The organism is Streptomyces sp. NPDC101393 (assembly GCF_044767385.1).
Lineage (GTDB): Bacteria > Actinomycetota > Actinomycetes > Streptomycetales > Streptomycetaceae > Streptomyces.
Genome location: NZ_JBIWNU010000010.1, coordinates 187,766 through 212,708, shown reverse-complemented (window position 1 = coordinate 212,708; position 24,943 = coordinate 187,766). Strand labels below are relative to the sequence as shown.

The 24,943-nt window shown below is 72.2% G+C and carries 5 protein-coding genes; 3 read left to right on the top strand and 2 right to left on the bottom strand.

What is annotated here, in order from left to right; genetic code table 11:
- Positions 1–220: 220 nt before the first annotated feature.
- Positions 221–652 (bottom strand): winged helix-turn-helix transcriptional regulator, encoded by a 432-nt coding sequence (locus ACIRQ7_RS30010; protein ID WP_404265759.1) that lies wholly within the window; start codon positions 650–652, stop codon positions 221–223.
- 92 nt (positions 653–744) lie between these two features.
- Here ACIRQ7_RS30010 and ACIRQ7_RS30005 point away from each other — a divergent pair, with 92 nt between their 5' ends.
- Complete coding sequence (locus ACIRQ7_RS30005) at positions 745–1,584, top strand: SDR family oxidoreductase (protein WP_404265868.1); 840 nt, start codon at positions 745–747, stop codon at positions 1,582–1,584.
- A gap of 149 nt (positions 1,585–1,733) precedes the next feature.
- Positions 1,734–2,864: a tyrosine-protein phosphatase gene (locus ACIRQ7_RS30000; RefSeq protein ID WP_404265758.1), complete on the top strand. Its 1,131-nt coding sequence runs from the start codon at positions 1,734–1,736 to the stop codon at positions 2,862–2,864.
- Positions 2,865–3,080: 216 nt separating this feature from the next.
- Here ACIRQ7_RS30000 and ACIRQ7_RS29995 read toward each other — a convergent pair whose 3' ends face one another.
- A complete protein-coding gene (locus ACIRQ7_RS29995; RefSeq protein ID WP_404265867.1) occupies positions 3,081–23,441 on the bottom strand; it encodes a type I polyketide synthase in 20,361 nt (6,786 codons plus the stop codon).
- A gap of 261 nt (positions 23,442–23,702) precedes the next feature.
- On the opposite strand from ACIRQ7_RS29995, the gene ACIRQ7_RS29990 reads away from it, so the two are divergent.
- The gene (locus ACIRQ7_RS29990; protein ID WP_404265757.1) at positions 23,703–24,890 is read left to right on the top strand and encodes a cytochrome P450; all 1,188 of its coding nucleotides are present in this window, start codon (positions 23,703–23,705) and stop codon (positions 24,888–24,890) included.
- Positions 24,891–24,943: the final 53 nt, after the last annotated feature.

Here is a 24,943-nt window from a genome sequence, read left to right as displayed (position 1 = left end):
CTCCCCTCGGCCCGAACCGCCGCGCGTCACCATCCTGACCGGGAAAGACTGGGGGAAATGCCAGTGGTGCGGCGTTCGTTGCCCGTAACGATCTTGGGAGTCGGCGGAGGCAGGGGCGGTCGCGTGCCACCCCTGGCCTATCCGGCGAGGGCGAGGTGGTGCAGTCGGGCGATGCCGAGCGTCGCGTGAGGGACGGGCAGGGGCCGGCCGGCCACGGCGATCAGGCGGGTGTCGGCGTCGATGACGGCTCCGCTTGGCCTGTTGCGCTCGGCCGCTCCGGGGCGGACGCCCCGCCGGCTGCCAGCCGCTGTGTGATCCGGTCGAACAAGTCCGTCAGCGGCGCCCCGACGTCCTGGCCGAACTCCGTCAGCCCGTAGGTGACTTGGGGTGGCGTCGTCGGCTCGACCTTCCGCCAGACCAGGTCGTCCTGGACCAGTGCGCGCAGTGTCTGAGCGAGCATCTTCTCGCTGATGCCCCGGATGCTGTCGCGCAGCTCGTAAAACCGAAGATCGGTGCTCCGCAGAGAGATCAGCACCCAGATACCCCACCTGCTGGTCACGTGGTCGACCACGTCGCGCGCAGGGCAGTCGGTGTGAAACACCTCATACCGATTGCCCGCCTCGGCCTGCGTCAGCTGCGCACCTTCCCTCATGTCCGGAGCTTACCTCTAGGTATGTTCTTACGAAAAGTAAGCCTGCCTCCTAGCGTCAATTGCCGCAGTACACAACGGACCAGGAGCTGAACATGATCGTGGTGACCGGAGCTACCGGGAATGTGGGCCGACCTTTGACGCAGGCCCTGGCCAAGGCGGGCGAGCAGGTGACGGCGGTGTCACGGCACGCGGCCGCAATGCCGGACGGGGTCCGGCACGTGCCGGCTGACTTGGCCGAGCCGCAGGACCTCGCCCCCGCGTTGGACGGGGCGAAGGCGCTGTTCCTCCTGCTGTCCGGCGACCTGCACGCCCCCGAAGCCAGGCCGACCGACATTATCGACCTGGCTGCTGCCAGCGGGGTCCGCCGAGTCGTCCTGCTGTCTTCGCAGGGTGTGGCGACCAGGCCGTTCGGCCCGTCGCGGATCGCGATGCGCGCGGTGGAGGTCGCGTTGAGTGAGCCCGGCCTGGACTGGGCCGTCCTGCGACCGGGCGGCTTCGCCTCCAACGCCTTGGCGTGGGCGGAGTCCGTCCGCACGCAAGGGACGGTCGCGTCGCCCTTCGGCGATGTCGGGGTTCCGGTCGTCGACCCGGCGGACATCGCCGAGGTCGCGGCGGCCTGCCTGCTGGACGACCGGCACACCGGCGGAGTCTTCGAGCTGACCGGGCCCGAGGTGATCACGCCCCGTCAGCAGTCGCAGGCCATCGCCGCCGCGCTCGGCTCGCCGGTGCGATTCCACGAACTCACCCGTGAGGAGGCCAAAGCCACGATGACCCGGTTCGTGCCGCCGGAGCTCGCCGACGAAACCCTGGACATCATCTCCGCCCCGAACCCCGCCGAACTGCGGATCAGCCCGGACGTGGAACGAGTCCTTGGCCGCGCTCCGCGCCCCTTCCACAACTGGGTCGCCCGTAGCATCGCCGCTTTTCGCTGAGGCACCATTCAGCTGAAGGTCCCGGGCAGCCTCGTGCGACTACGGCCGCACGGGGCGGCACTGGCGCTCACTGACCGCCTACGGTCACCGACCCCTGGGAGTCGATCATCTAGTTAATTTCAGGCTATTTCTGGCCGTATGGTCCCGCCATGAACTCCCCTTCCGCGGCGGCGGTGCTGGCCGCCCGCCAGATCGCCGTGTCGTTCATGGCCGCCGTATCGGCGGTGGGGGTCACGGGGGTCACCGCGCCCCTCGCCTCGGCCGAGCCCCTCGGCGTACCCGTCGGAGAGGGCCGGCAGACGCCGCGGGCACCGCTTGCCGCGCACCGGATTCCCTTCACCGAAGCCACGGTGACCCGGCAGCGGGACGGCTCGTTCGCCGTGTCCTGGAAGGCGCCCGGCGTCGGTTCGGTGACCGTCTGCGCCGGCGGCAAGGCCGTGGCGCACGGCGGGGCCGAGGCCGCCGTCACCGTGCGCGGACTGCCCGCCGCCGACCGCCAATGGTTCCGCCTCGCCCCCGACCAGGGCGCCCCGCTCACCCTCGCCGACCGCTCGCTGCATTTGGAGGGCGCCGCCAACTTCCGTGACGTGGGCGGACGTCGCACCACCGACGGCCGGTGGGTGAAGATGGGCGTGCTGTACCGCTCCAACCATCTGCACACGCTCACCGACTCCGACCTGGCCACACTCCAGCGCCTGGGCATCCGTACGGACGTCGATCTGCGCACGGCGGGCGAGCGCGCCGTGGCCCCGGACCGTGTACCTGCGGGCGCGCGCTACGTAGTCGCCAGTTTCCGCGGCGGCCGTGACAAGGCCGGGTTGCCCGCCACGGCCGAGGCTTCCGATCAGGCGATGGCCGCCTCCTATCAGCGGCTCGTCTCCAAGTCCTCGGCGATCAACGCCTGTCGTTCGCTGTTCCGTCTTGCCCTCGACCCCGGTTCCCAGCCCCTTGTCCTCCACTGCGAGGGCGGCAAGGACCGTACGGGCTGGGCCACCGCCGCCCTGCTCACGGCCCTGGGCGTGGACCGCGGCACGGTCATGCGGGACTACCTGGCCACCAACGACTACCTCGCCGCGCGCAATGCCGCCGCCCTCGCCGAGCAGACCCCCGCGATGGCCGCCCGCCTCAAACCGTTCTTGGACGCCAGGGCCGCGTACCTGAAGGCGGCCTTCGACGAGGTCACGGCCCGTTTCGGCACCTTTGACGCCTATCTGCGGGACGGGCTGGGCCTGAGCGAGCAGGTACTGGAGCGGCTGCGGGAGGCACTGCTCACCGACTGACCGGCCGGCTGGCTGGCTGGGCTTCGGCCGGCCGAAGCCCCGGCAGTGGGCATCACGGAACGCCGGAACGCCCCCTCCTGGCACATGGCCGGGAGGGGGCGTTGTGTGTTCACCACGCGGCCCTGTGCACCGCCGAGTTGTCCGGCGGCGCACAGGGGCGGTGCTCGAATCGGCCGAGGGCGTAAGGGAGTTACCGGGATCGGCCGATTCGTTGGGTCAGGACAGGCCGAGTTCGTTGTCGAGGAGGTCGAAGACCTCGTCGTCCGAGGCGGACTCGAAGTCGAATTCCTTGTCGGACGGAGACTGGTCGTGTTCGGCCGCCGCGCGGGCATCCCGCAGGGCGTTCCACTTTGCCTTGAGGACCTCCAAACGGCCGGCTATCTGCTCGTGGACCTCCTCCGTGACGTCGAGTCCGCCGAAGGTCTTTTCCATCCTTTCGAGTTCGCCCAGGAGCGCTTCCGGGCCGGAGGGCGGCGCGGGTGCGATCCGGGCATGGAGGTGGTCGACGAGTTCGGCCGGCGCCGGGTAGTCGAAGAGCAGGGTCGCCGGGAGGCGGATTCCGGTGAGGGCGCTCAGGCGGTTGCGGAGTTCGACCGCGGTGAGGGAGTCGAATCCGAGGTCCAGGAAGGCGCGGTCCTGGTCGATCTCGGTGGCTCCGGCGTGTCCGAGGACCGCCGCGGCCTGGCCGCGAACGGCGTTCAGCACGACGTCGCGTCCCTCGGCCGCCGAGAGGCCGGCCAGGCGCTGGGCGAAGACGGCCGAAGCGTCGCCGTCCGCCGCGGTCGCCGCCGTGCGTCGGCCCGGGGTACGGATCAGGCCGCGCAGCAGCGGCTGGGGCTCGCCCTGCGCACGGAGCGCCGCGAGGTCGAGGCGGACCGGGAGCGCCATGGGCTCGGCGGTGCCGAGCGCGGCATCGAAAAGCGCCAAGCCCTCCTGGGTGGTCAGCGGCGGCATACCCGAGCGCGCCATCCGCTGAAGATCGGCATCGGTGAGGGTACCGGTCATGCCGCTGTCCTGGGACCAAGGACCCCACGCCAACGACACAGCAGGAAGCCCCTGCGCCCGGCGATGGTGCGCCAGCCCATCCAGGAAGGCATTGCCCGCCGCATAGTTGGCCTGCCCCGCGCTGCCGAAGATCCCTGCCACCGACGAGAACACCACGAACGCGTCCAGATCCAGGCCCGCATTCCTTGTCGCCTCATGCAGATTCCAGGCACCGTCCACCTTCGGACGCAGCACCGCCGACAACCGCTCAGCAGTCAACGACTCCACCACACCGTCGTCCAGAACACCTGCCGTGTGGACCACAGCAGCCGGAACATGACGGGCGATCAGGTCTCCCACAGCCGCCGCATCGGCGACATCACACGCCTCCACCACGACCCGCGCACCCTGCCGCTCAAGCTCAGCCACGAGCTCCATGGCGCCCTCAGCCGCCGGACCCCGACGACTGACCAACAGCAGACTCCGCACCCCGTGCGCAGCCACCAGATGCCGGGCGACAGTCCGGCCCAGACCACCGGTACCACCGGTGACCAACACCGTGCCGGACGGATCCCAGGCGAGGTCCTGCTGCGCCTGGGCGCGGGACAGCCGCGGCGTCAGCACCTCGGCGCCGCGCACCAGAAGCTGCGGCTCGGCCGACGTCAATGCCCTTGCCAGGAGCGTCGGTTCGGCGTCGTCGTCGAGGTCCACCAGGCCGAAGCGGCCCGGGTTCTCCGACTGCGCCGACCGCACCAGGCCCCACACCGCCGCGCCCGCGAGATCCGCACCGGACACCGCGCCATGCGTCACGAACACCAGGCGCGAGGAGGTGGCGAACCGGTCGTCGGCCAGCCACGACTGGATCACGCCCAGCGCCGCTGCCGTCGCGGCGTGCACGGACTCCACCGTACCGGCGGCCTCGGTCGTCGGCGGGACGATCACGGTGTCGTGGTCGCCGGCCTCCGCGAGGTCGTGGAGATCCGCGTGGGGCTGGAGCGGGAGTCCGTTGAGGATGCCTGCGGAGTCCTTGCCGAGCATGGCGAGGGAGCCCGCGGGCTCGCCCGTGAGGTGGATGCCGGTCCAGTCGACCTTGAAGAGGGAATCGCGGGCGCCGGTCTGCAACTGCCCGGCGGTGATCGGACGCGCGGTCAGGGACCGCACCGAGGCGACCGCCCCACCGGCCGTGTCCGCGAGGGCGATCGATGTGCCGTTTTCGGTCGGACGGATGCGGACCCTCAACCGGGAGGCGCCGGTGGCGTGGAGTGTCACTCCGTTCCAGGAGAAGGGGACGGCCGCCTCGTCCACTCCCCCGCCACCCAGCAGCCCCGCATGCAGCGACGCGTCGAAGAGCGCGGGGTGCAGGCCGTAGGCGTCGCCGTCCGTACCCTCGGGAAGCCCCACCTCGGCATAGAGGTCCTCGCCGAGCTTCCAGGCCGCCCGCAGGCCCTGGAACACCGGGCCGTACTCGAACCCGGCATCCGCGAAACGCTCATAGCAGCCCGCCACATCGAGCGGCTCGGCACCCTGAGGGGGCCACACCGCGGCATCGAAGGGCACCACGTCGGCGGCGGTGACCAGGGCACCGTCGGCGTGCAGTGTCCACGGCCCCTCGCCTTCACGCGAGTGCACCGACACCGGTCGGCGCCCCGCGTCATCGGGCTCCCCCACCCACACCTGCACCTGGACCGCGGCGCCGGAGGCAGGCAGCACCAGCGGCCCGGCGAGCGTCAGCTCCTCCAGCGCACCGCAGTCCACCTCGGCGGCGGCCCGCAGCACCAGTTCGACCAGCGCCGTCCCCGGCACCAGCACGGACCCCAGGACCACATGATCCGCCAGCCACGGATGCGAGGAGAGCGACAGCCGACCGGTGAACAACAACCCGCCCGATCCCGCCAGTTCCACCGCCGCACCCAGCAGCGGATGCCCTGCCGAGTCCAGACCGGCGGATCGCACATCGCCGGCGCGCGCGGATCCGCCCGACGGCCAGAACCGCTCGTGCTGGAACGCGTACGTCGGCAGATCCACCCACCGCGCACCCGAACCGGCGAAGACAGCGGACCAGTCGACCGGCACGCCGTGGGCGTGCAGTCGTGCCACAGCCGTGAGCAGTGCCGGTTCCTCGGGCCGGTCCTTGCGCAGTACGGGGGCCCATAGCGACTCCTCCGCCGCGGACTCCGCGGCGAGCGCGGAGAGGGTGCCATCGGGGCCGAGCTCCAGGCACGCCGAGACGCCCTGGGCGCGCAACGCGCCGACTCCGTCGGCGAACCGTACGGCCTCGCGGACGTGGCTGACCCAGTACTCCGCGGAGCACAGCTGTTCCGCGGTGGCGGGGTCGCCGGTGACGTTCGAGACGACGGGGATACGCGGCACTCCGTACGTCATGCCGTCGGCGACGGAGCGGAATTCTTCCAGCATCGGTTCCATGAGGGGCGAGTGGAAGGCATGCGAGACCCGCAGCCTGCTGGTCTTGCGCCCCTCCCCCTCGAAGCGCGCCGCGAGGGCGAACACCGCATCCTCGGCGCCGGAGATCACCACCGACGACGGCCCGTTGACCGCCGCGATCGACACGCCCTCCACCAGGAACGGAAGGACCTCGTCCTCCGTCGCCCGGATCGCCACCATCGCCCCACCGGACGGAAGTTGCTGCATCAGCCTGCCCCGGGCCGCCACCAGCGCACAGGCGTCCGGGAGCGAGAAGACACCCGCCACATGCGCCGCGACGACCTCACCGATGGAGTGCCCCAGCAGCTGGTCCGGGCGTACGCCCCAGGACTCCAGCAGGCGGTACAGGGCGACCTCGATCGCGAACAGGGACGCCTGGGCGTACGCCGTCCGGTTCAGCAGCTCCGCGTCCTCGCCCCACACGACCTCGCGCAGCGGGAGGTCCAGGTGCTCGTCCAGCCCGGCGCACACCCCGTCGAAAGCCTCCGCGAACACCGAGTGACGGCCGTACAACTCCCGCCCCATGCCCAGTCGTTGTGAACCCTGGCCCGAGAACAAGAACGCCAGCTTGCCCGAGCGGGCCCGGTCCTGCGCCACGAGGGCCGCCTCGCTGCGGCCCTCGGCCAGGGCGGCCAACGAGCGCAGCAGGTCCTCCCTGCCCGCGGCCAGTATCACCGCGCGGTGCTGGAAGGCCGAACGGCCCGTCGCCAGCGAGTAGGCGACATCCGTGACCCGCGGCCCCGGCTCACCGTCCAGACGGGACAGCAGTCGTGCTGCCTGGTCCCGCAGCGCCGACTCGCTCTTGCCCGACAGCGGAATCGGCACCGGCGCGCCGGCCCCGGCCGTCTCGTCCTCGGCAGCGTGTGCTTCCGCGTCGGCCGCGATCGGTTCGGGCTGCTCCAGGATCACATGCGCGTTCGTACCACTGATACCGAAGGAGGAGACACCCGCACGGCGCGGCCCCTCTCCCTCCGGCCACTGTGCGGCAGAGGTCAGCAGCTCGACGCCACCGGCACTCCAGTCCACATGCGTCGATGGCTCATCGACATGCAGGGTGCGCGGAAGCACACCGTGGCGCATCGCCAGCACCATCTTGATGACACCCGCCACACCCGAAGCGGCCTGCGCATGACCGATGTTGGACTTCACCGAACCCAACAGCAGCGGACGGTCCTCCGACCGCTCCTGACCATAGGTGGCAAGCAGCGCCTGCGCCTCGATCGGGTCACCCAACGTCGTCCCCGTACCGTGCGCCTCCACCGCATCCACATCCGCCGCCGACAGACCCGCACTCGCCAACGCCTGCCGGATCACCCGCTGCTGCGACGGACCATTCGGCGCCGTCAAACCATTCGACGCACCATCCTGATTCACCGCACTACCCCGCACCACCGCCCACACCCGATGCCCAAGGCGACGCGCATCCGACAAACGCTCCAACACCAGGACTCCGGCTCCTTCGGCCCAGCCGACGCCGTCCGCGGCATCGGAGAACGCCTTGCAGCGCCCGTCCTGGGAGAGCCCGCCCTGGCGGGAGAACTCGACGAAGGTCAGCGGTGTCGACATCACCGTCACGCCGCCCGCGAGTGCCAGCGAGCATTCGCCCTGGCGCAGCGACTGCGCCGCCAGATGCAGGGCGACGAGCGATGACGAGCACGCGGTGTCCACCGTGACCGCCGGCCCCTCGAAGCCGAAGGTGTAGGACACCCGGCCGGAGGCGACACTGCCCGCGCTGCCGCTGCCTTGGTAGCCCTCGAACTCGCGCCCGGAGAGCATCGTCGAGTAGTCGTGGTACATGACGCCGGCGAAGACGCCCGTACGGCTGCCGCGCAGGGTGGCCGGGTCCATTCCGGAGCGCTCCAGCGCCTCCCAGGTCGTCTCCAGCAGCAGCCGCTGCTGGGCGTCGGTGGTCAGTGCCTCCCGGGGGCTCATCCCGAAGAACTCGGGGTCGAACTCCGCCGCGTCATGGAGGAATCCGCCGGAGCGGGTGGCGATGGCGCCCTCGCGGCCGGGGTCGTAGGTGTCGTCGATCTCCCAGCCGCGGTCGGCCGGGAAGTCCGAGACGGCGTCCACGCCTTCGGACACCAGTTGCCACAGGTCCTCGGGCGAGGCGACGCCGCCCGGGAAGCGGCAGCCCATGCCGACGATGACGACCGGGTCGTCCGTCAGGGACGGGAGGGCGGACACCGGGAGGGGTGCCGTTGCCTCCTTCTCCGCGCCGAACAGCTCGTCCAGGAGGTGGCCTGCCAGGGCGTCGGCCGTCGGGTAGTCGAACACGGTCGTCGCCGGGAGCCGCAGCCCGCAGGCCCTGCCCAGCAGGTTGCGGAGTTCGATCGCGGTCAGCGAGTCGAAGCCGAGGTCCTGGAAGGCCAGGTCCGGGGCGACCGTTTCCGGGCTCGCGTGGCCCAGGACGGCCGCGACCTGGCCGCGGACGACATCGAGCAGCGCCGCGCGTCGCTCCGCCGTGGACAGCCCGGTCAGGCGCTGCACGATGCCGGACGCCGCAATGGCGCCGGATCGGCTGGTCCTCGTCCGGATCAGGCCGCGCAGCAGCGGCTGGGGCTCGCCCTGCGCACGGAGCGCCGCGAGGTCGAGGCGGACCGGGAGCGCCATGGGCTCGGCGGTGCCGAGCGCGGCATCGAAAAGCGCCAAGCCCTCCTGGGTGGTCAGCGGCGGCATACCCGAGCGCGCCATCCGCTGAAGATCGGCATCGGTGAGGGTACCGGTCATGCCGCTGTCCTGGGACCAAGGACCCCACGCCAACGACACAGCAGGAAGCCCCTGCGCCCGGCGATGGTGCGCCAGCCCATCCAGGAAGGCATTGCCCGCCGCATAGTTGGCCTGCCCCGCGCTGCCGAAGATCCCTGCCACCGACGAGAACACCACGAACGCGTCCAGATCCAGGCCCGCATTCCTTGTCGCCTCATGCAGATTCCAGGCACCGTCCACCTTCGGACGCAGCACCGCCGACAACCGCTCAGCAGTCAACGACTCCACCACACCGTCGTCCAGAACACCTGCCGTGTGCACCACAGCAGCCGGAACATGACGGGCGATCAGGTCTCCCACAGCCGCCGCATCGGCGACATCACACGCCTCCACCACGACCCGCGCACCCTGCCGCTCAAGCTCAGCCACGAGCTCCACGGCGCCCTCAGCCGCCGGACCCCGACGACTGACCAACAGCAGACTCCGCACCCCGTGCGCAGCCACCAGATGCCGGGCGACAGTCCGGCCCAGACCACCGGTACCACCGGTGACCAACACCGTGCCGGACGGATCCCAGGTCATCGTGTGCGGGGACTGCGTCCGGGCCAGCCGGGCCGCCAGCGCCTCGTTCCCGCGTATCAGCAGTTCGGGCTCGTCGGTGGCGAGCGCCCGCGGCAGCACCGCTACATCGGCGTCGTCGTCGAGGTCCACCAGGCCGAAGCGGCCCGGGTTCTCCGACTGCGCCGACCGCACCAGGCCCCGGACGGCGGCGGCCGCGAGATCCCCGCCGTATGCCGCCCCGCGTGTCACGAACACCAGGCGCGAGGAGGTGGCGAACCGCTCGTCCGCCAACCAGGACTGCACCATGTCCAGCGCCCAGGACGTCGCGGCGTGAACGGACTCCACCGTGCCGGCGGCGTCGGCGGGCGGCGCGACCAGGACGGCCCCGGGTACGGCCGCCTCCGTGAGGGAGTCCAGATCGGCGAAGGTCAGCAACGGCTCACCCTCCGGGCCGGTGCCGAGGTCCACCCGCTCGTCCGTGAGCGGGACGGGGGCCCAGTCGACCGTGAAGAGGGCATCACGGTCGGCGGCCTGCAACTGGCCGGCCGAGAGCGGGCGCACCACCAGCGACTCCACCGAGGCGACCGGCTCACCCGTCGAGTCCGCGAGCGCGACCGACATGGCGCCGCCCGCGTCGCGGATACGGACGCGGAGGTGCGAGGCGCCCGAGGCGTGCAGGGACACTCCGGTCCACGAGAACGGGACTCCGCCCGCTTCCGCGCCGCCCAAGGCCGCCGCGTGCAGCGCGGTATCGAAGAGCGCGGGGTGCAGGCCGTAGGCATCGCCGTCGGTGCCCTCGGGGAGTCCCACCTCGGCGTAGAGGTCCTCGCCGAGCTTCCAGACCGCCCGCAGGCCCTGGAATGCCGGGCCGTACGTGAGCCCGGCGTCGGCGAGTGCGTCGTAGCAGTCCGCCACTTCCGCGGGTTCCGCGCCCTCCGGGGGCCAGACGGCGGCATCGAAGCCGGCCGCTTCGGCCCCCGTGGTCACCGCGCCGCCGGCGTGCAGCGTCCACGGGCCCTCGCCCTCACGCGCATGCACCGACGCCGGGCGACGGCCCGAACCGTCCTCCTCCCCCAGCCACACCTGCACCTGCACCCCGCTGCCCGAGGCGGGCAGCACCAGCGGCGCGGCGAGCGTCAGCTCCTCCACCCGATCGCAGCCGACCTCGTCGGCCGCCCGCAGTACCAGTTCCAGCAGCGCTGTGCCGGGCACCACCACGGACCCCAGGACCACATGATCCGCCAGCCACGGATGCGAGGACACCGACAACCGGCCGGTGAACAACAGCCCACCCGATCCCGCCAGTTCCACCGCCGCACCCAGTAACGGATGCCCGGCCGAGCCCAGCCCCGCGGACCGCACATCACCGGTTCGCGCCACACCGCCCGACGGCCAGAACCGCTCGTGCTGGAACGCGTACGTCGGCAGATCCACCCACCGCGCACCCGAGCCGGCGAAGACAGCGGACCAGTCCACGTTCGCGCCCCGGACGTACAGCTGCGCCAGGGCTCCCAGGAGCGTCACCTCCTCGGGGCGGTCCCTGCGCAGTACGGGAGCGAGTACGGCTTCATCCGGTGCCGACTCACGGGCCATGGCCGACAGCACACCGTCCGGGCCGAGTTCGAGGAACCGCGTCGCCCCTTCCGCTCGCAGAGCCCGTATGCCGTCGGCGAAGCGCACTGCCTCGCGGACGTGCCGGACCCAGTAGTCGGCGTGCGTGAGCTGGTCGGGCTCGGCGAGCCGGCCCGTCAGGTTCGACACGACGGGAATCGTCGGCTGGCCGAAGGACAGCCGTGCCAGCACCGCACGGAATTCTTCCAGCATCGGTTCCATGAGGGGCGAGTGAAAGGCATGCGAGACCCGCAGCCTGCTGGTCTTGCGCCCCTCCCCCTCGAAGCGCGCCGCGAGGGCGAACACCGCGTCCTCAGCGCCGGAGATCACCACCGACGACGGCCCGTTGACCGCCGCGATCGACACGTCCTCCACCAGGAACGGAAGGACCTCGTCCTCCGTCGCCCGGATCGCCACCATCGCCCCACCGGACGGAAGTTGCTGCATCAGCCGGCCCCGGGCGGCCACCAGCGCACAGGCGTCCGGGAGCGAGAAGACACCCGCCACATGCGCGGCCGCGACCTCACCGATCGAATGCCCCGCCACGGAGTCCGCGCGCATGCCCCAGGACTCCACCAGCCGGTACAGCGCCACCTCGATCGCGAACAGGGACGCCTGGGCGTACGCCGTCCGGTTCAGCAGCTCCGCGTCCTCCCCCCAGACGACCTCGCGCAGCGGGAGGTCCAGGTGCTCGTCCAGCCCAGCGCACACCCCGTCGAAAGCCTCCGCGAACACCGGGTGACGACCGTACAACTCGCGGCCCATGCCGAGGCGTTGTGAACCCTGACCCGAGAACAGGAACGCCGTCTTCCCGGCACCGGTGGAGCCCTCCGCCAGACCGGGGTGGTCCTCGCCCACCGCGAGTGCGGACAGGGCGCGCACCAGTGCTTCGTGGTCCTGGCCCCACACCACCGCGCGGTGGGTGAAGCTCGACCGCCCCGTCACCAGCGAGTGGCCGACGTCCCGTGCGGACAGCGCGTCACCGCCGGCGACCAGGGGCAGCAGGCGTGCCGCCTGGCCGCGCAATGCGGCCTGGTTCCTCGCGGAGAGGACCCACGGCAGCGCGCCGGGCTCGGCCGTCGGGGTGTCCGGCTCGGCCTCGGCTGCGATCGGCTCGGGCTGCTCCAGGATCACATGCGCGTTCGTACCACTGACGCCGAAGGAGGAGACACCCGCACGGCGCGGCCCATCCCCCTCCGGCCACTGAGCGGCAGAGGTCAGCAGCTCGACGCCACCAGCACTCCAGTCCACATGCGTCGATGGCTCATCGACATGCAAGGTGCGCGGAAGCACACCGTGGCGCATCGCCAGCACCATCTTGATGACACCCGCCACACCCGAAGCCGCCTGCGCATGACCGATGTTGGACTTCACCGAACCCAACAGCAGCGGACGGTCCTCCGACCGCTCCTGACCATAGGTGGCAAGCAGCGCCTGCGCCTCGATCGGGTCACCCAACGTCGTCCCCGTGCCATGCGCCTCCACCGCATCCACATCCGCCGCCGACAACCCGGCACTCGCCAACGCCTGCCGGATCACCCGCTGCTGCGACGGACCATTCGGCGCCGTCAAACCATTCGACGCACCATCCTGATTCACCGCACTACCCCGCACCACCGCCCACACCCGATGCCCAAGGCGACGCGCATCCGACAAACGCTCCAACACCAGCATGCCGACGCCCTCACCCCAGCCGACACCGTCAGCCGCGTCGGCAAAGGCCTTGCAGCGGCCGTCCGCCGACAGACCGCGCTGCCGCGAGAAGTCCACGAACGTCGTCGGCGTCGACATCACGGTCACACCGCCGGCCATGGCCAGCGAGCAGTCACCGGACCGCAGCGACTGCGCCGCCAGGTGCAGCGCCACCAGCGACGACGAGCACGCCGTGTCGACCGTGACAGCGGGTCCTTCGAAGCCGAAGGTGTACGACACCCGGCCGGAGGCGATGCTGGCCGCGCTGCCGTTGCCGCGATAGCCCTCGAACTGGTCGCCGACCATGATCTCGCTGTAGTCGGTGTACATGACGCCGGCGAAGACGCCCGTCCGGCTGCCGCGCAGGGTGGCCGGGTCCATACCGGCGCGCTCCAGCGCCTCCCAGGTCGTCTCCAGCAGCAGCCGCTGCTGCGCGTCCGTCGCCAGGGCCTCCCGGGGGCTCATCCCGAAGAACTCGGGGTCGAAGTCCCCTGCGTCGTGCAGGAATCCACCGGAGCGGGTGTAGGAGGTGCCGAGCGCTTCGGGGTCGGGGTTATAGAGCGACTCCACGTCCCAGCCACGGTCGGAAGGGAAGTCCGAGACGGCATCCGCGCCGTCCGACACCAGCCGCCACAGCTCCTCGGGCGAGGCGACCCCGCCCGGAAAGCGGCAGCTCATCCCGACGATCACCACCGGATCGTCGGCCGCCACCGCCATCCGCGTCGGAAACTCCCCTTCCGCCGATTCCTGCGCGCCGAACAGCTCGTCCAGCAGGTGGTCGACCAGCGAACCTGCCGTCGGGTAGTCGAAGACGGCGGTGGCCGCAAGGCGCATGCCCGTCGCCTTGTTGATCCGGTTGCGCAGCTCGACCGCGGTCAGCGAGTCGAAGCCGAGCTCCTGGAAGGCCCGGACCGGATCGACCGTCTCCGGGCTCGCATGGCCCAGGACCACCGCGATCTGGCCGCGCACCAAGTCCAGCAGCGCCTCACGTCGTTCCACCGCGCCCAGTCCGGACAGGCGCCCCACCAGACCGGCGACCGCGGCCGAGCCGGCGACCGCCGAGCGGCGGGCACGGGTCCTGATCAGTCCGCGCAGCAGCGGGGGTGTGTCTCCCTGTTCCCGGAGTACGGCAAGGTCGAGGCGCATGGGAAGGACCAGCGCGTCGTCGGTGTCCAGCGCGGCGTCGAAGAGGGCTGCGCCCTCCGCCGGCGTGAGTTCGGGCATTCCCGAGCGGGCGATCCGTTGGAGGTCGGCGTCCGACAGAGTGCCGGTCATGCCGCCGTCCTGGGTCCAGGGGCCCCACGCCAGCGACGTGGCCGGGAGCCCTTGCGCCCTGCGGTGGTGCGCCAGCGCGTCCAGGAACGTGTTGCCGGCGGCGTAGTTGCCCTGACCGGCGCTGCCCAGGACGCCCGAGGCCGACGAGAAGACGACGAACGCGCCGAGCTCCAGGTCCTTGGTGGCCTCGTGCAGGTTCCAGGCCGCGTCGACCTTCGGGCGCAGGACCGCCGACAGCCGCTCGGCCGTCAGCGATCCCACCACACCGTCGTCCAGCACACCTGCCGTATGCACGACAGCGCTGACCCGGTGCCGGGAGACCAGCTCCACCACGGCGGCGCCGTCGGTGACATCGCACGCCTCGACGTTGGCTTCGGCGCCGCTCTGCCGGAGTTCCGCCACCAGCTCGTCGACGCCCTCGGCAGCCGGGCCGCGACGGCTGACCAGCAGCAGGCTCCGCACCCCGTGCTCGGCGACCAGGTGGCGTGCCATCACACGTCCCAGGCCGCCCGTGCCGCCGGTGATCAGAACCGTGCCGGTCCCGCCCCAGGCAGTGGCGCTCCGGGGCCGCGCCGGTGTCCGCTCCAACCGCGCGGCCAGCACCTCGCCGCCACGCAGCACCAGTTGCGGCTCGTGGGAGGCCAAGGCCCGTGGCAGCACCGCCGCGTCGGCGTCATCGTCCAGGTCCACCAGGCCGAAGCGGCCCGGGTTCTCCGACTGCGCCGAACGCACCAGGCCCCACACGGCGGCGCCGGTGAGATCCGTACCGTCGACCGCGCCACGCGTGACGAACACCAGACGCGAGTCCGCGAACCGTTCATCGGCCAGCCAGGCCTGGGCCAGCTCCAGTGCCCGGACGGTGGTGGCGTGCGTCGACTCCACCACGTCGCCGGAGCCGGCATCCACCGCTACCAGCACCGCCTCCGGCACATGGCCGGCCCCGGCCAGGGCCGCCAGGTCCGGATAGCTCTCCAGCGGTGCACCGGTGAGGGAGCCGAGCGTCGCCACGGACTGAGCGGCCCCGGCGGAGGGCAGGCGTGCGGGGGTCCACTGCACGCGGAACAGCGCGTCGCGCCCGACCGGGTTCGCCCTGCCGTCCATCTGGTCGAAGGAGACCGCCCGCAGTGCCAGGGTCCCGATGGAGGCGACGGGCTCGCCCGTGGGGTCGGCCACGTCGACGGAGAGCGTGTCCCCGCCGTGCCGGACGATCCGGGCCCGTACGGCAGAGGCGCCGGAGGCGTGGAGCGAGACGTCCTCCCAGGAGAAGGGAAGGACGCCCCGGTCCAGTCCGTCGAGGCCGCAGGTGTGCAGGACCGCGTCGAGCAGCGCCGGGTGCAGGCCGTAAGCGGCTGCTTCGCCTTCGGCGGCGTCGGGCAGGGCGACTTCGGCGAACACCTCGTCGCCTCGGCGCCATGCGGCCCGCAGGCCCTGGAAGTGCGGTCCGTAGTCGAATCCGTTCGCGGCCAGGTCCGGGTAGAGGCCGGTCAGGTCGACTGCCTCGGCATCGGCGGGCGGCCAGGACTCCGCGTGGAAGTCATGGCGGGGGTCGGCTGCCCCCTTGCCGGTGACGAGGACGCCGGTGGCGTGCCGGACCCACGGCCGGTCGCCGTCGCCCTCCGGCCGGGAGCGCACGCTCAGGGCCCGGCCGCCGGTCTCGTCGGCGGGGCCGGCGTGCATCTGGAGCTGCACCCCGCCGTGGTCGGGCAGGACGAGCGGGGCGGCCAGGGTGAGTTCGTCGATCCGGTCGCAGCCCGCTTCGTCGGCGGCACGGACGGCGAGTTCGACGAATGCCGTGCCCGGGAGCAGCACCGAGCCCATCACCCTGTGGTCGGCCAGCCACGGGTGCGACTGGAGCGACAGGCGGGAGGTGAACAACAGGCCGTCGCTGTCGGACAGTTCCACGGCGGCGCTCAGCAGCGGGTGCCCGGTCGCGTCGAGACCCGCCGCGCTGATGTCGCCGATGCCGGTGAGACCGGGTGTGGGCCAGTACCGCTGGTGCTGGAAGGCGTACGTCGGCAGGTCGACGACGCGCGCGTCGGTGCCGGTGAAGAACCCGGCCCAGTCGATCGCGGAGCCCCGCACGTGCAGCTGTGACAGGGCCGCGAGGAGCGTCGTCTCCTCCGGGCGGTTCTTGCGCAGGGCGGGGACGACTGCGGTCTCCTCGGGCAGCGACTCACGGGCCAGGGCCGAGAGGGTGCCGTCGGGTCCCAGCTCCAGGAAGCGCGTCACGCCTTCCGTGTGCAGGGCGCGTATCCCGTCGGCGAACCGTACGGCTTCGCGGACGTGGGTGACCCAGTAGTCGGGGGTGCGCAGTTGGTCCTGGGTGGCCGGGCCGCCGGTCACGTTCGAGATGACGGTGAGTTCCGGCTCGCCGTACGCCAGGGTCTCGGCGACGGCGCGGAAGTCGGCGAGCATCGGGTCCATGAGCGGCGAGTGGAAGGCGTGGGAGACCCGCAGTCGGCCGGTCGTGCGCCCCTCCTCCTCGAAGTGCGCCCGGATCGCCTCGACGGTGGCCTCGGTGCCGGAGACCACTACGGACGACGGGCCGTTGACGGCGGCGATCGCGACGTCCTCGGTCAGCCGCGGGCGGACCTCGTCCTCGGTGGCCCGGATCGCCGCCATCGCCCCGCCGGCGGGCAGGGCCTGCATGAGCCGGCCACGTGCCGCGACCAAGGCGCAGGCGTCGGCCAGCGAGAACACGCCGGCCACGTGCGCGGCGGCGATCTCGCCGACCGAGTGCCCGGCCACGTACTCCGGCCGCACGCCCCAGGATTCCACCAGCCGGTACAGGGCGACCTCGATCGCGAACAGGGACGCCTGGGCGTACGCCGTCCGGTTCAGCAGCTCCGCGTCCTCGCCCCACACGACCTCGCGCAGCGGGAGGTCCAGGTGCTCGTCCAGCCCGGCGCACACCCCGTCGAAAGCCTCCGCGAACACCGGGTGACGACCGTACAACTCCCGCCCCATGCCCAGTCGTTGTGAACCCTGACCCGAGAACAGGACGGCGTCCTTGCCGTCGTGTGCGACGCCCGTGGTCAGGGCGGGGTCGGGCTCGCCCGCGGCCAGGGCGGCCAGGGCGCGTACCGCGGCCTCGTGGCTGTCCGCCGCGACCGCCGCGCGGCAGGGGAAAGCCGTACGGTTCGCCAGCGTGTGCGCGATGTCCGCGAGCCGCGGTTCGGGGGCGCGGTCGAGACGGGACAGTAGCCGGGCCGCCTGGGCCTGCACGGCACTGTCGTTCCTGCCGGACAGCAGCAGGGGCACCGTCGTCCCGGGGCCGGCGGACGGCGCCTCGGGTTCGGCGGGCTCTGCCTGCTCCAGGATCACGTGCGCGTTGGTGCCGCTGACCCCGAAGGCGGAGACGGCGGCACGCCGCGGGCGGTCCGTCTCCGGCCAGTTCACCGGGTCGGTGAGCAGTTCGACCGCACCGGCGGTCCAGTCGACGTGCGGGGTGGGCTCGTCGATGTGCAGGGTGCGCGGCAGCACACCGTGCTGCATGGCCAGGACCATCTTGATCACGCCGGCGACGCCCGCGGCGGCCTGGGTGTGCCCGAGGTTGGACTTCAGTGTCCCCAGCAGCAGCGGCCGGTCCTGCGGCCGGTCCCGTCCGTAGGTGGCGAGCAGCGCCTGGGCTTCGATGGGGTCGCCCAGGGTGGTGCCCGTACCGTGCGCCTCGACGGCGTCGACGTCGGATGCGGCGACACCGGCGTTGGTGAGGGCCTGTCGGATGACCCGCTGTTGCGAGGGGCCGTTGGGTGCGCTCAGACCGTTGGACGCGCCGTCCTGGTTGACGGCCGAGCCGCGCACGACGGCGAGCACCTGGTGCCCGTTGCGCCGGGCGTCCGAGAGCCGCTCCACGAGCAGCAGTCCGACGCCTTCGCTCCAGCTGGTGCCGTCCGCCGCCGCCGCGAACGGCTTGCAGCGGCCGTCCGCGGACAGCCCCCGCTGCCGCGAGAACTCCACGAACGTCGTCGGCGTCGACATCACCGTCACGCCGCCGGCGAGCGCCAGCGAGCACTCGCCCTGGCGCAGCGACTGCACCGCCAGGTGCAGAGCCACCAGCGACGACGAGCACGCCGTGTCGACGGTGACGGCCGGGCCCTCGAAGCCGTAGGTGTACGACAGCCGGCCGGAGACCACGCTCATCGAGTTGCCGGTGAGCGAGTGGGCGGCGACCTGGTCCGAACTCGCGCCCAGGACCGCGCGGTAGTCCTGGGTGCTGCTGCCCGCGAAGACTCCGGTGCTGCTGCCCCGTAGCGACTCCGGGTCGATGCCGGCCCTTTCGAGGACCTCCCAGGAGGTCTCCAGCAGCAGCCGTTGCTGCGGGTCCATGGCGAGGGCCTCGCGCGGCGAGATGCCGAAGAAGTCCGCGTCGAAGCCTGCCGCGTCGTCGAGGAAGCCGCCGCCGCGTGCGTAGGTCGTGCCCGGGTGGTCGGGGTCGGGGTGGTAGAGCCGGCCGAGGTCCCAGCCCCGGTCGTCGGGGAGGGGGGAAATGACGTCCCCGCCCTCGGCCAGCAGCTGCCAGAGGGCCTCGGGCGAGGTCGCCCCGCCGGGGAAACGGCAGGCCATGCCCACGATCGCCACCGGCTCGTCGAGGACGGCGGCGGTTCGTTCCGCGGAGGCCGCGGGTCCGGCCGTGCCCTGGATCTCGGAGCGCAGGAACTCGACGACCGCGGTGGGCGTGGGGTGGTCGAACAGCAGGGTGGCGGGAAGTCGCAGGCCTGTCACAGCGGACAGGCGGTTGCGCAGTTCGACCGCCATCAGCGAGTCGAAGCCCACGTCACTGAAGGCCCGTCGGGCCTCGACGGTGTCCGGTGAGTCGAGTCCGAGGGTCTTCGCGGCCTCCTCCTGGACCGCCTGCAGCAGCGCGCTCTCCTGCTCGGCGGCGGGCAGTGCGCCGATCCTGCCGCCCAGCGGGGAGCGCTCCTCGCGCGGAGCGTCGTCGGAGACGGCGGCGAGGGCGTGGCGGGCCTCAGGCAGGTCGGCGAGGAGGGGGCTGGCGCGAACGGCGGTCAGGGCGGGGGCGTACGCCGTCCAGTCCACGTCGGCCACGGTCACGTTCGCCGTTCCCTGGGCCAGGGCCTGGCGGAGGGCGGCGAGCGCGGAGGCCGGGGCCATGGGGAGCAGTCCGTCGCGGCTTGCCCGGCCGGCGACGCCGCTGTCCGTCGCCATGCCGAGGTCTTCCCAGGGGCCCCAGGCCGCGGAGGTGGCCGGCAGCCCGTGGGCGCGCCGGTGTTCGGCGAGGGCGTCGAGGAAGGTGTTGGCCGCGCTGTAGTTGGCCTGGCCCGCATTGCCGAGGGACCCGGCGACCGAGGAGAACAGCACGAACATCTCCAGGCCGAGGTCCTGGGTGAGCTCGTGCAGGTTCAGGGCGGCGGTGGCCTTGGGGCGCAGTACGGTCTCGAAGCGTTCGGGGGTGAGCGCGTCGAGCATGCCGGCGTCCATGACGCCGGCGGCGTGCACGACGCCGGTCAGGGGCGTCTCGTCCGGGATGCCGGCGAGGACGGCTGCCAGTGCGTCGCGGTCGGCGGCGTCGCAGGCGACGACGGTGACCCGGGTTCCGCGTTCGGTGAGTTCGGCCGCGAGCTCGGGTGCGCCGGGGGCTTCAAGGCCCCGGCGGCTGGTGAGTACCAGGTGCTCCGCCCCGGCGTCGGCGAGCCAGTGCGCGAGCTGTGTGCCGAGCGCGCCGGTGCCGCCGGTGATCAGGACCGTGCCGTGCGCGGTCCACCCGGCGCCGGTGTCGCCGCCGGGCGCTATCCGGGCCAGGCGGCGGGCGAAGGTGCCGGCGGGCCGGATCGCGACCTGGTCCTCGGACCCGGCGAGCACCCCGAGGAGCCCGGAGACGGCCCGGGTGTCCGGTACCTCGGGGAGATCGACGAGGCCGCCCCAGATACGCGGGAGCTCCAGCGCGGCCACCCGGCCGAGGCCCCACACCTGTGCCTGTACGGGGCTGGTGAGCGCGTCCCGGTCATCGACGGCGACGGCGCCGCGGGTCGCGCACCACAGCGGGATCTGCCGGCCGGAGGACTCCAGGGCGCGCAGCAGGGCGGTGGTGGCGGCCAGGCCGCGCGGCAGGGACGTCAGGTCGGGGTGGGGCCGTTCGTCCATGGCCAGCAGCGAGAGCACGCCGTCGATGGGGCCTTCGGGCCAGCTGACGGGCTCGGACGGGTCGCCGGTGCCGGGCAGTTCGAGCAGTGCGGTGCCCAGGCCCTGGGCGCGCAGGGCGTCCAGGAGCCGGGTGGTCCACGGGTCGTCGGCGCCGCCCTCGGGCAGGGCGACCAGCCATGTGCCGTTGGCGGACGTGCCGTTGGGGGCGGTGAAGGGGGTCCACCGGGCCCGGTAGCTCCAGCGGTCCGCCACCGCCTGGGTACGGCGCTGCTTGCGCCAGGCCGAGAGTGTGGGCAGGAGGCTGCCGAGCGAGTCGGCCTCGCTGCCGTCGATGGCCAGCACGGCCGAGAGCCCTACCAGGTCCTCACGTTCGACGGCCTCCCAGAATCCGGCCTCACCGGCCTCCTCGGTGGCGGCCGGTGCGCCGTCGGCCGCCTCGGCGGCGTCCAGCCAGAACCTCCGGCGCTGGAAGGCGTAGGTCGGGAGCTCGACGCGGGCGGCACCGGGCGTGCCGAGGCGGGCGCTCCAGTCGACGGGGACGCCGTGCGCGAACGCGGTGGCGATGCCTTCGGTGAGGGCCTGGACCTCGCTGTGGCCGGTGCGCAGCAGGGACAGCAGGAGGGGCTGTTCGAGGGTGGTCAGGGAGTCCTGGACCATCGGGGTGAGCACGCTGCCGGGGGCGAGTTCGACGAAGGTGGTGACGCCCTGGGCTTCGAGGGTGCGTACGGCGGTGCAGAAGCGGACGCCCTCGCGGATCTCCCGGACCCAGTAGTCGGGGGTGCGCAGATCGTCAGTGGTGGCCCGCTCCCCGGTGAGCGTGGAGACCACGGGAATGCGCGGGGCGCGGTACTCCAGGGTCTCGGCGACGCGCCGGAATTCCTCCAGCATGCCGTCCATGCGCGGGCAGTGGGAGGCGATGCTCACCCTGATCCGCTTGACGCGGCGTCCCTGGGCCTCCCAGTGGGCGGTGACCTCGGCGACGACGTCCTCGTCGCCGGAGACGACCTGGGCCTCGGGCCCGTTGACCGCGGCGAGGGTGGCGCGATCCTCGTGGCCGGCGAGAGAAGCACGGATCTCGTCCTCGGTGGCCTGGATCGCCACCATGGCGCCGCCTTCGGGCAGCGCATGCATGAGCACGCCACGGGCCGTGACCAGCCGGGCGGCGTCCTTCAGGGAGAGGATGCCGGACACATGGGCGGCGGTGATCTCGCCGACGGAGTGGCCGGCGACGTACTGCGGGGTCACGCCCCAGGATTCGACGAGCCGGAAGAGGGCGGTCGCGAAGGCGAAGAGCGCGGGCTGGGTGTAATCGGTCCGGTCGAGCAGGGCGGCCTCCTCGGTGCCCTGCTCGGCGAAGACGATGTCACGCAGCGGCCGCTCCAGGTACGGGTCGCACTCGGCGCAGGCCGCGTCGAAGGCCTCGGCGAACTCGGGGTGGGCGGCGTGCAGTTCGCGTCCCATTCCCAGTCGCTGGGGGCCCTGTCCGGTGAAGAGGAACGCGGCGGGCGCCGTGGCGGCGACGCCGGTCACCAGGCCGGATGCGGTCCGGCCTTCGGCGAGGGCGTCCAGGCCGCGGAGGAAAGCGTCACGGTCGCCGGCGACGACGGCCGCGCGGTGGTCCATGAGGGCTCTGGTGTCCACCAACGAGTGGGCGACATCGGCCGGTTCGAGCTCGGCACGGGCCCGGACGTGGCGGGCGAGCAGCCCGGCCTGAGCGCGCAGCGCGTCGTCGGTGCGCGCGGACAGGAGCCAGGGCAGCGCGCCGGGCCGGGCGGTCGGGGCGGGCTCGGGTGCGTCCTCGTCCTCGCGCGGGGGCGCCTGTTCGAGGATGACGTGGGCGTTGGTGCCGCTGATGCCGAAGGAGGAGACGGCGGCGCGGCGCGGGCGGTCCGCCGCGGGCCAGGGCTCGTCCCGTGCGAGGAGCCTGGCGTGGCCCTCGCTCCAGTCGGCGTGCGGGGTGGGCTCGTCCTGGTGCAGGGTGCGGGGCAGCTCGCCGTGCCGCATCGCCAGGACCATCTTCATGACGCCGGCGATGCCCGCGGCGGCCTGGGTGTGGCCGATGTTGGACTTCATGGAACCGATGAGCACGGGCCGTTCGGCGGGACGCTGCTGCCCGTACGTGGCGAGCAGGGCCTGGGCCTCGATGGGGTCGCCGAGCCTGGTGCCGGTGCCGTGCGCCTCCACGGCGTCGACGTCGGCGGCGGCGAGCGCGGCGTCGGCCAACGCCTGGCGGATGACGCGCTGCTGGGACGGGCCGTTGGGGGCGGTGAGCCCGTTGGACGCGCCGTCCTGGTTGACGGCCGAGCCCTTGAGCACCGCGAGCACGGGGTGGCCGTTGCGCACCGCGTCGGAGAGCCGCTCGGCGACCAGCAGCCCCACGCCTTCGCCCCAGGCGGTGCCGTCGGCGCCGGCCGCGAACGGCTTGCAGCGGCTGTCGGGGGCCAGTCCGCGCTGGCGGGCGAAGTCCACGAACATCTGCGGGGTGGACATCACGGTCGCGCCGCCCACCAGGGCGAGGTCGCACTCACCGCGCCGCAGCGAATGCGCCGCCAGGTGCAGGGCGACCAGCGACGACGAACAGGCCGTGTCCACGGTCAGGGCGGGACCTTCGAGGCCGAGGACGTAGGAGATCCGGCCGGAGGCGATGCTGATGAGGTTGCCGGTCAGCAGGTGCCCGCCGGTCTCCTCCGTCCGCCGCGCGCCGTCCGCGTCGTACCCGCCGTGGCCGGTGCCGACGAACGCGCCGGTGCGGCTGCCCGCCAGGGATTCCGGGTCGATACCGGCCCGCTCGACGGCTTCCCACGCCGTCTCCAGCAGCAGCCGCTGCTGGGGGTCCATGGCGAGGGCCTCGCGCGGGGAGATCCCGAAGAAGCCGGGGTCGAACTCGCCCGCGTCGTGCAGGAATCCGCCCTCGCGGGCGTACGTGGTGCCCTGCTGTGCCGGGTCGGGGTCGTAGAGCCCGTCGAGGTCCCAGCCGCGGTTGCCGGGGAAGGCGGACATCGCGTCGACGCCGCCCCGGAGCAGCTCCCACAGCTCTTCCGGCGAGCGGACTCCACCGGGGAAGCGGCAGGCCATCGACACGATCGCGATGGGCTCCCGCTGCTTCTGCTCCGTCTCGTCCAACTGCTGGCGAGTCTCGTGGAGGTCTGCGATCGCGCGCTTGAGGTACTCGCGCAGCTTCGCCTCGTTCGACATCAGGATGCCAACCCCTCGTGAAATGCCGGTTCTGGGGCACAGAGCGTCGACACTCACGTCTGACCCACCTTTCACCGACCATCCTCATCCAGGGCGGACTGCGGGTTTCCCTAGTACTCGGCCCCTCGACGGACGCACGCGCTCCGGAGTCAACGGTGTGCAGAACTAGGGCGTTTCGGTTCCTGGCGGCGCTAGTGTCCACCACTTCCCCCGCGTGTGCGCCACGGAGCGCACCGCCACGAAGCCCACGCGAAAGGACCTGCCATGGCCTCCCCCCACGAGCTGCCTGCCCTCGGCCTGGAACCGCCGGACTTATTGAAAGTGAGCCCGCTGCTGCGCGAACTGCAGGAGCAGGGGCCGATCTGCCGGGTGCGGACCCCCGCCGGGGACGAGGGCTGGCTGGTGACCCGCCACGCCGCACTCAAGCAACTCCTCCACGACGAACGGTTCGGCCACTCGCATCCCGACCCGGCGAACGCGGCACAGTACGTACGGAATCCGTTTCTGGACCTGATGATCACCGACACCGACGCCGAGGCCGGACGCCGGACGCACGCCGAGTCCCGCCGCCTGCTCGCGCCGATGTTCTCCGCCCGGCGGGTGCGCGAGATGGAGCCGAAGGTGGTGGCGGTCGTGGACGACGTACTCGACAGGTTCATCGCCCAGGGGCCGCCCGCCGATCTGCACGACGGCCTGTGTGTGCCGGTTGCGCTCACGGTGCTCCACGACATCATCGGTGTGCCCGCGCACAGCCGCGAACAGCTGGCGGCACTGCTGTCCCGGATGGCCGTGCTGGACGACCGCGAGAGCGTGGAGCACGGACAGCGCGACCTCTTCGCGTTCGTCGCGGGGCTGGTCGACCGGAAACGGGCCGGGAGCGACGACGACATCATCACCCGGCTGGCCGCGGGCGGACTGTCGGACGAGCGCGTGGCGACGCTGGCCGTGAGCCTGTTGTTCGCCGGGGTGGACAGCGTCGTCAGCATCATGGATCACGGCCTGGTGCTCCTGGCCACCCACCCCGAGCAGCTCGCGGCGGCGCTGGCGGACCCCGCCGTGATGACCCACGCCGTGGAAGAGGTGCTGCGGGCGGCCAAGGCCGGCGGGTCGATCCTGCCGCGCTATGCCACCGAGGACGTCACGATGGACGGAGTGACGATACGGTCCGGGGAGCTGGTCCTGTTCGACTTCAGCCTCCCCAACTTCGACGAGCGGGCCTTCGACGCACCGGAGCGCTTCGACATCACCAGGGCTCCCAACCCGCACCTGACCTTCGCCCACGGCATCTGGCACTGCATCGGCGCGCCCCTGGCGCGCATCGAGCTGCAGACGGTCTTCACCCAGTTGTTCACCCGCCTGCCCGGCCTGTGCCTGGCACGTCCGGTGGACGAGCTGCGGGAGAAGGACGGCCGGCTGTCCGGCGGCCTCACCGACCTGCCGGTGGTCTGGTAGCGCAGACACGTCACGGCGGGCGGCCCCGGGGCCGCCCGCCGTGGCGTGTCACT

Coding starts and splice junctions, on each gene's coding strand:
- ACIRQ7_RS30010 (WP_404265759.1), bottom strand. CDS start 652: ATGAGGGAAGGTGCGCAGCTGACGCAGGCCGAGGCGGGCAATCGGTAT.
- ACIRQ7_RS30005 (WP_404265868.1), top strand. CDS start 745: ATGATCGTGGTGACCGGAGCTACCGGGAATGTGGGCCGACCTTTGACG.
- ACIRQ7_RS30000 (WP_404265758.1), top strand. CDS start 1,734: ATGAACTCCCCTTCCGCGGCGGCGGTGCTGGCCGCCCGCCAGATCGCC.
- ACIRQ7_RS29990 (WP_404265757.1), top strand. CDS start 23,703: ATGGCCTCCCCCCACGAGCTGCCTGCCCTCGGCCTGGAACCGCCGGAC.